The sequence below is a fragment of the Janthinobacterium tructae genome (assembly GCF_006517255.1).
Taxonomy (GTDB): domain Bacteria; phylum Pseudomonadota; class Gammaproteobacteria; order Burkholderiales; family Burkholderiaceae_D; genus Janthinobacterium; species Janthinobacterium tructae.
In genome coordinates this window covers 1,795,877-1,808,582 of record NZ_CP041185.1, presented here as the reverse complement: position 1 = coordinate 1,808,582, position 12,706 = coordinate 1,795,877, and the positions used below count along the sequence as shown (strand labels likewise).

The 12,706-nt window shown below is 62.8% G+C and carries 12 protein-coding genes; 6 read left to right on the top strand and 6 right to left on the bottom strand.

The window, feature by feature from the left end; translation table 11 throughout:
- Nucleotides 1-33: 33 nt before the first annotated feature.
- The 4 genes from lysS to FJQ89_RS27995 all read right to left on the bottom strand — a co-directional run bounded on the left by lysS (nt 34) and on the right by FJQ89_RS27995 (nt 3,501).
- Entirely contained in the window at nt 34-1,563 is a 1,530-nt protein-coding gene (gene lysS, locus FJQ89_RS07945; protein ID WP_141169778.1) for a lysine--tRNA ligase, read from the bottom strand.
- Between the two features lie 18 nt (nt 1,564-1,581).
- Nucleotides 1,582-2,283 carry an HAD family hydrolase gene (locus tag FJQ89_RS07940; protein ID WP_141169777.1) on the bottom strand — a complete coding sequence of 234 codons (702 nt, stop codon included), beginning with the start codon at nt 2,281-2,283 and terminating at the stop codon, nt 1,582-1,584.
- A 2-nt stretch (nt 2,284-2,285) separates the two neighbouring features.
- Nucleotides 2,286-3,390 (bottom strand): peptide chain release factor 2 gene (gene prfB / locus FJQ89_RS07935; protein WP_141169776.1). Its coding sequence is split into 2 segments (ribosomal slippage): nt 2,286-3,308 and nt 3,310-3,390, totalling 1,104 coding nucleotides; the frame shifts between segments, so codons are not numbered across the junction.
- Nucleotides 3,307-3,501 (bottom strand): peptide chain release factor 2, encoded by a 195-nt coding sequence (locus FJQ89_RS27995; RefSeq protein ID WP_167389586.1) that lies wholly within the window; start codon nt 3,499-3,501, stop codon nt 3,307-3,309. Before FJQ89_RS27995 ends, prfB begins: the two co-directional genes overlap by 84 nt.
- A 91-nt stretch (nt 3,502-3,592) precedes the next feature.
- Here FJQ89_RS27995 and FJQ89_RS07930 point away from each other — a divergent pair, with 91 nt between their 5' ends.
- Both FJQ89_RS07930 and FJQ89_RS07925 read left to right on the top strand, forming a co-directional pair.
- A complete protein-coding gene (locus tag FJQ89_RS07930; RefSeq protein ID WP_141169775.1) occupies nt 3,593-5,638 on the top strand; it encodes a bifunctional 2',3'-cyclic-nucleotide 2'-phosphodiesterase/3'-nucleotidase in 2,046 nt (681 codons plus the stop codon).
- The gene (locus FJQ89_RS07925) at nt 5,635-6,123 is read left to right on the top strand and encodes a tetratricopeptide repeat protein (RefSeq protein ID WP_141169774.1); all 489 of its coding nucleotides are present in this window, start codon (nt 5,635-5,637) and stop codon (nt 6,121-6,123) included. Before FJQ89_RS07930 ends, FJQ89_RS07925 begins: the two co-directional genes overlap by 4 nt.
- A 1-nt stretch (nt 6,124) precedes the next feature.
- On the opposite strand, the gene FJQ89_RS07920 is transcribed toward FJQ89_RS07925, so the two are convergent.
- Together FJQ89_RS07920 and FJQ89_RS07915 are read right to left on the bottom strand one after the other, a co-directional pair.
- Entirely contained in the window at nt 6,125-6,538 is a 414-nt protein-coding gene (locus tag FJQ89_RS07920; protein WP_141169773.1) for a hypothetical protein, read from the bottom strand.
- Between the two features lie 24 nt (nt 6,539-6,562).
- Nucleotides 6,563-7,471, bottom strand: coding sequence for a hypothetical protein (locus FJQ89_RS07915; RefSeq protein WP_141169772.1), 909 nt, complete (start codon nt 7,469-7,471; stop codon nt 6,563-6,565).
- A gap of 365 nt (nt 7,472-7,836) precedes the next feature.
- Between FJQ89_RS07915 and FJQ89_RS07910 the strand changes: the two genes are divergently transcribed.
- From FJQ89_RS07910 to FJQ89_RS07895, 4 genes are all read left to right on the top strand, one after another.
- On the top strand, nt 7,837-8,994 hold the full coding sequence (locus FJQ89_RS07910) for an ABC transporter substrate-binding protein (protein ID WP_141169771.1): 1,158 nt from the start codon (nt 7,837-7,839) through the stop codon (nt 8,992-8,994).
- A 93-nt stretch (nt 8,995-9,087) separates the two neighbouring features.
- Nucleotides 9,088-9,978, top strand: a complete 891-nt coding sequence (locus tag FJQ89_RS07905; RefSeq protein ID WP_100873371.1) for a branched-chain amino acid ABC transporter permease — start codon at nt 9,088-9,090, stop codon at nt 9,976-9,978.
- 7 nt (nt 9,979-9,985) lie between these two features.
- Nucleotides 9,986-11,929 carry a branched-chain amino acid ABC transporter ATP-binding protein/permease gene (locus tag FJQ89_RS07900; RefSeq protein ID WP_141169770.1) on the top strand — a complete coding sequence of 648 codons (1,944 nt, stop codon included), beginning with the start codon at nt 9,986-9,988 and terminating at the stop codon, nt 11,927-11,929.
- A 10-nt stretch (nt 11,930-11,939) separates the two neighbouring features.
- Nucleotides 11,940-12,662, top strand: coding sequence for an ABC transporter ATP-binding protein (locus tag FJQ89_RS07895; RefSeq protein WP_141169769.1), 723 nt, complete (start codon nt 11,940-11,942; stop codon nt 12,660-12,662).
- Nucleotides 12,663-12,706 lie beyond the last annotated feature (44 nt).

The window sequence follows — 12,706 nt, the reverse complement described above, 5'->3', positions numbered from 1 at the left end:
ATCAGGCGGCGTTTTATTGGTTTGCGTCCGCGATTAGTCTTCGCGGCGTAAATGCGGGAACAGCAGGACGTCGCGGATGTTCGGCGAATCCGTGATGATCATCATCAGGCGGTCGATGCCGATGCCGCAGCCGCCGGCTGGCGGCATGCCGTATTCCAGCGCGCGGATGTAATCGGCGTCGTAGAACATCGCCTCTTCATCGCCTGCGTCCTTGGCGGCGACTTGCGCCAGGAAGCGGGCCGACTGGTCTTCCGCATCGTTCAACTCGGAGAAGCCGTTGGCGATCTCGCGGCCCACCATGAACAGTTCAAAACGTTCGGTGATGCCGGCCACCGTGTCGGAAGCGCGCGCCAGTGGCGACACTTCAACAGGGTAGTCGATGATGTAGGTCGGTTCCCACAGCTGCGCTTCCGCCGTCTCTTCGAACAGCGCCAGTTGCAGCGCGCCCAGGCCGGCCGTGGCGAACGGCTTGACGCCGAATTTCTTCAGCTCTTCCTTGATGAATTCCGCATCGTTCAACTGCTCCGGCGTGTAGCCCGGCGCGTACTTGTTGATCGCTTCGACGATGGTCAGGCGGTGGAACGGCTTGGCCAGATCGAGTTCGCGGCCGCCGTAGGTCAGGGTGGCTGTGCCGTGCGCGTCGATGGCGGCCTGGCGGATGACGGCTTCGGTAAAATCCATCAGCCATTTGTAGTCGGTGTAGGCCGCGTAGAATTCCATCATCGTAAATTCCGGGTTGTGACGGATCGACACGCCTTCGTTGCGGAAGTTGCGGTTGATCTCGAACACGCGGTCAAAGCCGCCCACGACCAGGCGCTTCAGGTACAGCTCGGGCGCGATACGCAGGAACATCTGCATGTCCAGCGCATTGTGGTGCGTGATGAATGGCTTTGCCGCCGCGCCGCCCGGGATGGTGTGCAGCATCGGCGTTTCCACTTCCATGAACTCGTTCTTTTCCATGAAGCGGCGGATCGACGAGATGGCGGCGGTACGTGCCTTGAAGGTGCGGCGCGTCTCTTCGTTCATGATCAGGTCGACGTAGCGCTGGCGGTACTTGGTTTCCTGGTCGGCCAGGCCGTGGAATTTGTCCGGCAGCGGGCGCAGCGACTTGGTGATCAGGCGCAGTTGCGTGACCTTGATGGTCAGTTCGTCCGTCTTGGTCTTGAACAGCGTGCCCGTCACGCCCAGGATATCGCCCAGGTCATAGTGGTGCAGGGCGGCCATGGCCGCTTCGCCGGTGAGGTCCAGGGTGGCGTAGATCTGGATGCGGCCGTCGGCTTTCGGGCCGGAAGCGTCTTGCAGGGTGGCGAAAGCGGCTTTCTTGCCCGCTTCGCGCTTGAGCATCATGCGGCCGGCCAGCACCACGGTGACAGGTTCGGCTTCCAGCTCTTCGCGCGTCTTGCTGCCGTATTGCGCGTGCAGATCGGCCGCCTTGTGCTCGGGGCGGAAATCGTTCGGGAAGGCGATGCCTTGTTCGCGCAGTGCGGCCAGCTTGACGCGGCGCTCGGCGATGATCTTGTTTTCATCGGGGGCGGCGGCTTGTTCTTGGATATCCGTAGTCATGGTGTTCTTCGTTGGTGATTATTGATGATGTGGTGCCAGCGCTGGCGCCACGCTGGCAAACAGTGCGTCGACGTCGAGTGCGGAGAAATCCGGCACGATGGCAATCACGTTGTCGAAGGCGGCAAACGCTTCGGCCGGCAGGGTGGTGGTGAGTACCACGACGCGCATGCCGGCACGGCGCGCCGCTTCCACGCCCAGGGGCGCGTCTTCAAAGACGATGCAATTGTGCGGCAGCGCGCCGGCCAGCAGCGCGCCTTTCAGGAAAACGTCCGGGTGCGGCTTGCCCCGTTCCACGTCGGCGGCGCCGACGATGGCGTCGAAGCGGTGCCGCAGGTCCAGGCCGTCGAGCGTGAACGCGATGTTCTCGTCCGGCGCGGCCGTGCCCACCACCAGCCCGACGCCAGCCTGGCGCGCGCTGGTGATCAGCTGTTCGAAACCGGCGACTGTCGCCAGGTGCGGGCCATACAGTTCGCGGTAGACGACTTCCTTTTCAGCCAGCAGGGTGACGTGGTCGGCGTCCGCGCCCAGGTATTGGGCGATGATTTCGTGTCCCTGCCGTCCTGCCGTGTCGCGGAAAAAGGCGTCCGCATCCAGCGCATGGCCGTGGCGTTCAAAGAACGCCAGCCACGATGTCGTGTGGAAGGCCATGTTGTCGACGATCGTGCCATCCATGTCGAACAGGAAGGCGCGCTGCGCCAGCGCTGGAGCGGATGCGTTCATCCTTATACGCCTTGCTTGAGCGAGGCGGAAATGAACTCGTCGATGTCGCCATCGAGCACGCCCTTGGTATTGCCCGTCTCGAAACCGGTGCGCAAGTCCTTGATGCGGGACTGGTCCAGCACGTAGGAGCGGATCTGGTGACCCCAGCCCACGTCCGTTTTCGAGTCTTCCAGCTTTTGCTGCTCGCTCATGCGCTTGCGCAGTTCATGTTCGTACAGTTTGGCTTTCAGCATTTCCATCGCTTCGGCGCGGTTGCGGTGCTGCGAACGGTCGTTCTGGCACTGCACCACGATGCCGGTCGGCGCATGGGTCATGCGGACGGCGGAGTCGGTTTTGTTGATGTGCTGACCGCCGGCGCCCGACGCGCGGTAGGTATCGACGCGGATATCGGCCGGGTTGACGTCGATTTCGATCGAATCGTCGACTTCGGGATACACGAACAGCGACGTAAACGAGGTGTGGCGGCCGTTGGCCGAGTCGAATGGCGACTTGCGCACCAGGCGGTGCACGCCCGTCTCCGTGCGCAGGAAGCCGTAGGCGTGATCGCCCTCGACCTTCAGGGTGGCCGTCTTGATGCCGGCGACCTCGCCGTCGGACTGCTCGAGGATCTCAACTTTAAAACCCTTGCGTTCGCAATAGCGCAGGTACTGGCGCAGCAGCATCGAAGCCCAGTCCTGGGCTTCCGTACCGCCGGCGCCGGCCTGGATGTCGATGAAGCAGTTGTTCGGATCCATCGGATTGTTGAACATCCGGCGGAATTCCATGCTTTCGATGACCTTGCGGATTTCCTGCACGTCCTGCTCGATCGCTTCGAGCGTCTCGTCGTCGCCTTCTTCGCGCGCCATGTCGAACAGGTCGCGGGTGTCGCGCAGGTCGGCATTGGCCTTGGTTAGCGTGAAGACGATCGCTTCCAGCGCCTTCTTCTCTTTACCGAGGTCCTGGGCGCGCTTCGGATCGTCCCAGACGGTCGGATCTTCCAGCTCTTCGTTGACTTGCTCTAGTTTCTCCGACTTGACAGCGAAGTCAAAGATACCTCCGAAGTTCGGCTTCGCGGACCGTCAGGTCGTTGAGCAGGGCGGAGATGATATTGATGCGTTCGGCTTCCATAATGTTCTGGTCTTCTATGGTGAAATCAAACCTTGAATTATACGCGAGCGCGGCCGGTTTCCGCTGCCGCTGCGGCGCAATTGCTGTTGCACGAGACAATAAAATCGTCATTTTGCTGTATTTGCGACAATATTTTTGCCTTGAAGATGGCTGGCGTGCTGCGTATGATGCTGGCGATATTGTCTTTCCACAGGAACATCTCATGTGCCATCCGCTGCGCCAACTTCCCCGTCTTGCCCTGTTACCGCTGCTGCTGGCCGGCTGCGGCGCCTTGCCGCCCGTCACCACCGGGCCTGCCCTGGTCCCATCGGCCGCGCCAGCGGGCAGCAGCGCCACGCTGGCCCTGCTGGAGACGACGGACTTGCACGCGAATGTGCTCAGTTATGATTACTACAAGCTGCAGGCGGAACCGTCGATCGGCCTGGAACGCACGGCGGCGCTGATCGCCCAGGCACGTGCCGAGTTCCCGAACAACCTGTTGCTCGACAATGGCGACACCATCCAGGGCACGGCGCTGGCCGACTACCAGGCATTGGTAAAACCGCTGGCCTGCGACCAGACCCTGGCCATCTACAAGGCCATGAATCTGCTGAAGGTCGATGGCGGCGGCATCGGCAACCATGAATTCAACTACGGCCTGGCCTTTTTGAGCCAGGTGACGGGCAACCAGTTTGATGTCGACAGCGTCGACGCGGCCAAACCGCGCTGCGCCGGCCCCGCGTTCCCGCAAGTGCTGGCCAATGTCTACAGCGTCAAGACGGGCAAGCCCCTGTTTGCGCCGTACCACATCATCGACAAGCAGATCACGGCGGCCGGACCCGATGGCAAACCGGTGACCAGCAGCGTGAAGGTGGGCATCATCAGCTTTGCGCCGCCCACCATCATGGCCTGGGACAAGCGCTGGCTGGAAGGGCGCGTCTACACGCAGGGCGTGCGCGAGACGGCGGAAAAATTCATCCCCGAAATGCGCGCCAGGGGCGCGGAGCTGGTGGTAGCGATTTCGCACGGCGGCCTCGATGACAGCCCGTATTCGCCCACCATGGAAAACGGCAATTACTACCTGTCGCAAGTGCCGGGCGTGGACGCCATGCTGATCGGCCACTCGCACCAGCTGTTCCCGAACGCTGCCAGCACGGTGCCGCAGTTCAATCTGCCCGGCGTCGACAAAGTCAAAGGGCTGGTCAACGGCGTGCCTACCGTGATGGCCAATTTGTGGGGCAAGCACCTGGGCGTGATCGGCCTCTCCCTGCGCCACGACGGCAAGCAGTGGACCGTCGACAAGAGCGCCACCACGGTGGAAGCGCGCGGCATCCAGAACGCGGATAAAAGCTATGTGGCGCCCGACGCTGCCATCGCCAGGCTGGTGGCCGAGGAGCATGCGGCGACGATCGCCTACGTGCAGACGCCCGTGGGTGCCACCGATTTCCGCATGTCGACGTATTTCGCCGACGTGGGCGACGTCAGCGCCATCGAGGTGGTGAACCAGGCGCAAGCGGGCTACCTGGCCGCGTATGTCAAGGCGAACCTGCCGCAGTACGCGCACTTGCCCGTGCTGTCGATGTCGTCGCCGTTCAAGAGCGGCTCGGCCGGCGTGTCCGACTACACGGACGTCAAGGCGGGCAATGTGGCATTGAACAACGCGGCCGATCTGTATTTGTATCCGAACGCGCTATATGGCGTAAAGATGAATGGCGCGGAACTGAAAGCCTGGCTGGAACAGTCGGCGCGGCGCTTCAATACCATCGACCCGCACAAGGCCGAGCCACAGGAACTGGTCAACACGGCGCACCCGAGCTACAACTTCGATACGCTCACCAGCGCCGACGTGCGCTACCAGATTGACGTCACGCAGCCGCCGGGCCAGCGCATCAAGGGGTTGACGTACAAGGGCAAGCCGATGGACGCCAGCCAGGAATTTTTGATAGCGACGAATAACTACCGCGCCAGCGGCGGCGGCAATTTCCCTGGCCTCGACGGCAGCAAGACGGTGGTGGCCTCGCCCGACAACAACCGCGAACTCCTGATCGCCTACGTCACGCAGCAGAAAAACCTGACGCGCGCGAAAAACGGTTCGGCGCGCAGCTGGCGCTTCGCCAAGGCTGCCACGAAAGGCCCGGTGGTGTTCCACTCGGCGCCGCACATGATCGCGCTGGCGCAAGCGACCGGCATCGGCAATGTGACGCAGCTGAAGGCCGATGATGGCGCGGGCAAGGGTTTTGCGCTGTACCAGATCGATCTGTCGAAATGAAGGCATTGTTGCTTGCCATCGCCTTGGGCGCATCGCCGCTGGCATCGGCAGAGCCGGACGTCACGTTCGAGGCCAAGGTCTTGATGCGCGCCGGGACAGCGTCCCAGCCACAGGCGCGCGCGCTGTTCGAACAGGCGGCGGGGCAGGGCAGCGGTCCTGCCGCCTATTACCTGGGCCTGATGCTGAAAAACGGCATGGGCGGGCCGCAGGACAGCGCCGCTGCGCTGCGGCAGCTGGAGCTGGCCGCGCGGCGCGGCGTGGCGCCGGCCATGTTCATCGTGGCGAACCTGCTGTTGGCCACCGATGCGGCGCAGGCGCGTTACTGGCTCGATGCGGCCTGCGAACTGAACTACCCGGAAGCGCTGCAGCAGAAATCCGTGGCCCTGAGCGAAGGGCAAATGGGCTATGCGCACAATGAGGAGCAGGGCAAGCTGTACCTGAAGATGGCGACGCACGCCATGGGCCATCGCCCGCCCGAACCCTGAATCAGGCCGCTGCTTCCTTCTTCGGCCTGGTCCGCAGGCTGGCCGCCGCCTCGCCGATGGCGAACGGGTCGCGCGACAGGATGGCTGCGCCCAGGTCGACCAGCCTGGCCGCCGCGGCGATGGCGGCTTTCACGTCGGCGATGCGCCTGAGCTGCAGCTTGCCCTTCGCGATGGCGCCCTCGATATCGCCGCGCGCCTGTTCGGCGCCTTCGGCCGTCAGGTAAATGCCATACGCGCGAAACAGGGCCACCATCTGGTCCAGGTGGTTTTCATATTGCTCCAGCAGCGCGCGCTCGTCCGGCGTCAGCGCCTCGCGTTCACGGATGCGCAATTCCAGCACCAGGCTTGACGCTTGCGCCAGGCTGTCGGCGATGGCGTAGCTTTGGTCTTTCGTCAGTTCGGTCAGTGGGGCCATGGGATACTCCAGTGTGCGCGCCGCTTACCAGCGGGCGGGACCATAGAAAACAGCCTGTTTTTGCAGCGTGGCGACCTGGCGTGAAAACTGCGCCAGTTGCCGCTCCAGTTCGGGCGCCTGCAGGCGATCGAGATTGTCCCGCAGCGCGGCCACGCTGGCTTGCAGCGCGTCGACGGCGGCGACATACGCGGCGACGATCTTTTCCCTTTCCTGCAATTGCCGCCCTTCCAGGTGCAATCGCGTGCGGATGTAGTTGGCGGCCAGCGGTTCGCGCGGCGCGGCCTTGTCGACGGCGCCGCGCAGCAGGTCGAGGTCGCGCAATTCATCCTGCAAGCCGGCGCGGTAGCTGCGCTGGGCATACTCCTTGAGCGCATTGCTGACGATATCGACGGCTTCCTGCTCGTCGAGCAATTCGCGCAAGGCCGATTTCTGTACGCGCTGCGTGGCCAGGCGGCTCAGGTGTTCGCTCAATTTGACGACCTTGGACAGCTTGTTCGCATCGAGCAGGGGGGCGCCGTCGCCCGGCTGTGCCAGGCCGCCCAGCGCATCGCCGAGTCCGCCAATCTCTTCCTGGTAGACGGGCAGCTTGTCATCGGCCAGCGCCGCCATGGTTTGCGCATAGCGCAGCAGGACGTCGTTCAGGCTGGCGATCGACGCGCTGGCCTGCGCGATCGCGGCGCAATCGGCGCGCCCCGCCTGCTCACTGGCTTGCGCATCGAAACGCTCGGCCAGAATCAAACGCTTGCGCATGGCCTTGTCCATGCAGCTGTGGACGCCGCCTGCCAGCATGGGGTCGAAGTGCTGCGACATCTTTTGCGTCTGCTCGGCAAAGGTGCGCACGGGCGCCAGGTTGCTGGCGCAGCCGGCCAGCAGCAAGCTGGCGGTGGCGCAAAGAAGCAGGGTGGAAACGGACGAGTTCTGCGGGCGCTGCATATGGCCTCCATGCGGTAGCAGTGGCTGATTGGGCCGGCGCGCACGCGCTGGCATGGCCGACCTTAGCATGCTGGAGAGTGCCAATATTGCGCCAGATCAGTGGCTTGGTGAATCACCGAGCTCGCCTGCTTGCCTGTCGTGTTTTGCCACTGGCTTGGTGTCCGATGACGCAGGCGCGCCAATTTGCTCCATATTTTCCTTACAAAAAGCTGACATCGGGCAAGCAATCTGGTCTTTTGCGCATGCTGCGACGCGTCATATGTATCTGTTGCTGCTGCCAGATTACTCACCTACAATGTTTTATCGATGGGGAGGTTATCCAGCGTACGACTATAAAAAAAATGTTGTATTAAAGGAGATGACAAATGAATTTCAAACAGAAATTGCTCGTTGCAAGCCTGGTGCTGGGTTTCTCTCAATCCGCTTTCGCAGCCGAACCCATCAAGATCGGCGTGTCCGGTCCGTTCACGGGCGGCTCCGCGCCGATGGGCGTGTCGATGCGCGACGGCGTCAAGCTGGCCGTCGCTGAAATCAATGCCAAAGGCGGCGTACTGGGCCGTTCCCTGCTGCTGATCGAGCGCGACGACGAAGCGAAGAACGAGCGCGGCGTGCAAATCGCCCAGGAATTGATCAACAAGGAAAAAGTCGCCGCCACCGTCGGCTACATCAACACGGGCGTGGCGCTGGCCTCGCAACGCTTCTATCAGGAAGCCAAGATTCCCGTCATGAACAATGTGGCGACGGGCTCCATCGTCACCAAGCAGTTCGCCGACCAGCCGGAAAACTATATCTTCCGCAATGCGGCCAATGACACCATCCAGTCCGGCATGATCGTGCATGAGGCGATCGAGAACCGCAAGTTCAAGAAAGTGGCGATCCTGGCCGACTCGACCAACTATGGCCAGCTGGGCCGCGAAGACCTGGAAAAGGCGCTGGAAAAGAAGGGCGTCAAGCCCGTCGCCATTGAAAAATACAATATCAAGGACGTCGACATGACGGCCCAGCTGCTGAAAGCCAAGCAGGCCGGCGCGGAAGTGGTGCTGACCTACGGTATCGGCCCGGAACTGGCGCAGATCGCCAACGGCATGGAAAAACTGGGCTGGAAAGTGCCGCTGATCGGCAGCTGGACCCTGGCCATGGGTAACTTCATCGACAACGCCGGCAAGAACGGCAATGGCACGCGCATGCCGCAAACCTTCATCCAGGATGCCAGCACGCCGAAGCGCAAGGCCTTCATCGACGCCTATGTGGCTGCCTACAAGCCGTCGGGCGGACGCATGCCGTCGGCCGTCTCGGCTGCGCAAGGCTACGATTCCATCTACCTGCTGGCTGCGGCCTTCAAGCAGGCGGGCGGCACGGATGGCCCGAAAGTGCGCGCCGCGCTGGAAAACCTGACGGAGAAGGTGGAAGGCGCCGTGACGACCTACAACAAACCGTTCAGCAAGACCAACCATGAAGCCATCACGGCCGAGCTGACCGTGTTTGGCGAAGTCAAGGACGGCAAGGTCGTCCTCGCCAAATAAGTCCGGCTAATTCCCAGTATCTAGCCGCGCAATGGCCAGCCTTGAGGAATCAGGACTGGCCATTTTTTCATCTTCCGTCTTCCGGGGAACACCATGGAAATCTTCCTGCAGCTTGTCTTCAGCGGCGTCGCGCTGGGCATGATCTATGCCGTCATCGCCTTCGGCTATCAGCTGACCTTCGCCACTTCCGGCACCCTCAATTTCGGCCAGGGCGAGTCCCTGATGCTGGGCGCGCTGGTGGGCCTGTCGCTGGTGGGCACCATCCACGGCGGCCCTTACATGAGCTATTTGCTGATGGTCCCCATCGTCATCGCCTTCGGCGCCTTGCAGGGCGTGTTCGTCGAATGGATAGGCGTGCGGCCCGCCATCAAGATCAAGTCCGAATTCGGCTGGATCATGTCGACCATCGCGCTGGCCATCATCTTTAAAAACGTGGCGGAAAACATCTGGGGCAAGGACGACCTGACCTTCCCGTCGCCGCTCAGCGCCGCACCGTTCAAGGTGCTGGGCGCCAATGTGCAGCCGATGCAGGTGGCCGTCATCGTCGGCGCGCTGGCCATCATGCTGGCCGTCGAGCTGTTCAACCGCAAGTCGATCTACGGCAAGGCCGTGGTGGCGACGGCAAATGACCGCGACGCGGCCGGCCTGATGGGCATCAACACGGGTATGGTGATCACCTTTTCGTATGCGCTGTCGTCGGCCACGGCCGCCTTCGCGGGCGTGCTGGTGGCGCCGTTGACCCTGACCGGCGCCACCATGGGCGCCTCGCTGGGCTTGAAGGCGTTCGCGGTGGCCATCATCGGCGGGCTGACCTCGGGCGTGGGCGCCATCGTCGGCGGCCTGATCCTGGGCATCGCCGAGACCACCACCGGCTATTACATTTCCACCGGCTACAAGGAAGTGCCAGGGCTGCTGTTGCTGCTGCTGGTGCTGGCCGTCAAGCCGTCCGGCCTGTTCGGCAAAGCCGCGATCAAGAAAGTCTGAGGATCACATGAACAAGAAATTCACCATGCTGGCGCTCTGCGCGGCGGGCCTGGCCGCGCTCGTGCTGTTCCCGATTGTCATCCCGAATCCGTATTACATCCACCTGGCCGAGACCATCCTGATCTACGCCATCCTGCTGTTCGGCCTCGATATCGTCGTCGGCTACACGGGGCAGGTGTCGCTGGGCCACGCGGGCCTGTTCGGCATCGGCTCGTATGCCACGGGCGTGCTGGTGTTCAAGCTGGGCCTGTCGTTCTGGCTGGCCATTCCCGCCAGCATCGTGGGCGCGGCCGTCTTCGGCGCCATCCTGGCCTTGCCGGCCCTGCGCGTGACGGGGCCGTACCTGGCCATGGTGACCCTGGCTTTCGGCACCATCATACAAATCCTGATCAATGAAATGAGCTTCCTGACGGAAGGGCCGATGGGCATCAAGATCCACAAACCCGTCCTGTTCGGCCACAGATTGAGCGAGGTGGAGTACTACTACATGGTCGCCGCGCTGATGGTGATCTCGCTGGTGGTCGTGCACCGCATCCTGAAGTCGAACCTGGGGCGGGCGTTTGAAGCATTGCGCGACAGCCCCATCGCCTCGGACTGCATGGGCGTGTCCGTGTATCGCTATAAAGTGTATGCGTTTGTCATCAGCGCCGGCTTCGCGGGCCTGGCCGGCAGCCTGTATGCGTATTCGGAAGAATATATTTCTCCCAATACCTACAACTTCGAGCTGACCATTCTGTTCCTGCTGGCCGTCATCATGGGCGGGCGCAAGACGCGCTCGGGCGCCTTGCTCGGCGCCCTGATCGTCGTCATGCTCCCCAGCCTGCTGGCGGACATCGAGTTGTTCCGCAAGATCGCCGTGGCTGCCGCCGTGCTGGGCGTGATCGGTTCCGCCTTCATGCTGGCCAAGAAGCGCTCCACGGTGCGCGGCGTGCTCGTGCCGCTGGTCGCCACCATCGGCCTGGCCGCGTATTCCTATAGACTGGACAATATGATCGACTGGCGCCTGACCATTTTCGGCCTGATGACCCTGTTTGTCGTGTATTACCTGCAGGATGGCATCGTCGGCTTCCTGATGAGTTTCGTGGGCAAGGGCCGGCGCCATGTGCAGGCGGTGGCCTCGCACGGCGTGGCGCCTTTTGACCACGCCCAGGGCGGCCAGCGCGGCGAAACGCTGCTGCGCGTGGAGCAGGCGCTGATGCAGTTCGGCGGCCTGAAGGCGCTGAACCAGGTGGACTTGAACGTCACACAAGGCTCAGTGCACGGCTTGATCGGGCCGAACGGCTCGGGCAAGAGCACGATGATGAATGTGCTGACCGGGATCTACAAGCCGACGGCGGGCAAGGTGGAATTTGCCGGCGCCGTCATTTCCGGCCGCACGCCGTCCGAAATCGCCCTGGGCGGCGTGGCGCGCACCTTCCAGAACGTGCAGCTCTTCGGCGAGATGACGGCCACCGAAAACGTGCTGGTGGGCTTGCACAACACCTTCAAGTCGACGATGCTGGACGTGATGCTGCATACGCCGCGCTACAAGCGCGAAGAGCGCCTGGCGCGCGAGCGGGCCGCCAGCATCCTCGAATTCGTCGGCCTGGCCGACCTGGCCAACGAAGAGGCGCGCAATCTGCCGTATGGCAAGCAGCGGCTGCTGGAAATCGGCCGCGCGCTGGGCCTCAATCCGCGCCTGCTGCTGCTCGACGAACCGGCGGCGGGCCTGACGGCGCCCGACATCAAGGAGCTGATGGCCATCATCCGCAAGATCCGCGACCACGGCATCACCATCATCCTGATCGAGCACCACATGGACGTCGTGATGGCCCTGTCGGACGTGGTGACGGTGCTGGACTTCGGCCAGAAGATCGCCGAAGGCGCACCCGCGCTTGTCCAGAGCGATCCGAAAGTGATCGAAGCCTACCTGGGCGGCAGCGCCGACACCCTGAGCCCCGCGGCGCACTGAGAGGAAGACCATGCTGACCATTCATAATCTGCACGCCGCCTACGGCAAAGTCGAAGTCCTGCACGGCATTTCGCTTGAAGTCCCGAAGGGCAAGCTGGTGACCCTGATCGGCTCGAACGGCGCCGGCAAGACCACCACCATGCGCGCCATTTCCGGCATGCTGAAACCCAAATCCGGCACCGTCACACTGGGCGGCAAGGATGTCACGGGGCTCGACTCGCACCGCATCGCGCGCGCCGGCCTGGCCCATTCGCCGGAAGGGCGGCGCGTATTTTCCTCGATGTCGGTGACAGACAACCTGCTGCTGGGCGCCTTTCCCCGCTTTACGCGTTCGCGCCCGAAAGGCGACATCAAGGGCGACCTGGACAAGGCCCTGGAGCTGTTCCCCCGTCTGAAGGAGCGGCGCGACCAGCTGGCCGGCACCTTGTCGGGCGGCGAGCAGCAGATGCTGGCCATGGCGCGCGCCGTGATGCTGAACCCGGAAGTGATCCTGCTCGACGAGCCGTCGATGGGCCTGGCGCCCATCCTGGTCGAGGAAGTGTTCCGCATCATCACGCGCCTGAAAGGCGAAGGCGTGACCATGCTGCTGGTGGAGCAATTCGCCGCCGCCGCCCTGAACGTGGCCGATTACGGCTATGTGCTGGAAAACGGCAGCATCTCCGTGCACGGCCCGGCCGAAAGTCTGAAGACCGATCCGAAGGTGATCGCCGCGTATCTGGGGGGCGGGCATTGAGAGGACGTTGGACGCGCGTGCTCCAGCTCGTGCACTGACGATGG

Bases quoted from the DNA above. Each gene is read 5' to 3' on its own strand.
- FJQ89_RS07900 (WP_141169770.1), top strand. From the start codon at position 9,986: ATGAACAAGAAATTCACCATGCTGGCGCTCTGCGCGGCGGGCCTGGCC.
- FJQ89_RS07910 (WP_141169771.1), top strand. From the start codon at position 7,837: ATGAATTTCAAACAGAAATTGCTCGTTGCAAGCCTGGTGCTGGGTTTC.
- FJQ89_RS07930 (WP_141169775.1), top strand. From the start codon at position 3,593: ATGTGCCATCCGCTGCGCCAACTTCCCCGTCTTGCCCTGTTACCGCTG.
- FJQ89_RS07920 (WP_141169773.1), bottom strand. From the start codon at position 6,538: ATGGCCCCACTGACCGAACTGACGAAAGACCAAAGCTACGCCATCGCC.
- FJQ89_RS07925 (WP_141169774.1), top strand. From the start codon at position 5,635: ATGAAGGCATTGTTGCTTGCCATCGCCTTGGGCGCATCGCCGCTGGCA.
- FJQ89_RS07940 (WP_141169777.1), bottom strand. From the start codon at position 2,283: ATGAACGCATCCGCTCCAGCGCTGGCGCAGCGCGCCTTCCTGTTCGAC.
- FJQ89_RS07895 (WP_141169769.1), top strand. From the start codon at position 11,940: ATGCTGACCATTCATAATCTGCACGCCGCCTACGGCAAAGTCGAAGTC.
- FJQ89_RS07905 (WP_100873371.1), top strand. From the start codon at position 9,088: ATGGAAATCTTCCTGCAGCTTGTCTTCAGCGGCGTCGCGCTGGGCATG.
- lysS (WP_141169778.1), bottom strand. From the start codon at position 1,563: ATGACTACGGATATCCAAGAACAAGCCGCCGCCCCCGATGAAAACAAG.
- FJQ89_RS07915 (WP_141169772.1), bottom strand. From the start codon at position 7,471: ATGCAGCGCCCGCAGAACTCGTCCGTTTCCACCCTGCTTCTTTGCGCC.
- FJQ89_RS27995 (WP_167389586.1), bottom strand. From the start codon at position 3,501: ATGACGATTTTATTGTCTCGTGCAACAGCAATTGCGCCGCAGCGGCAG.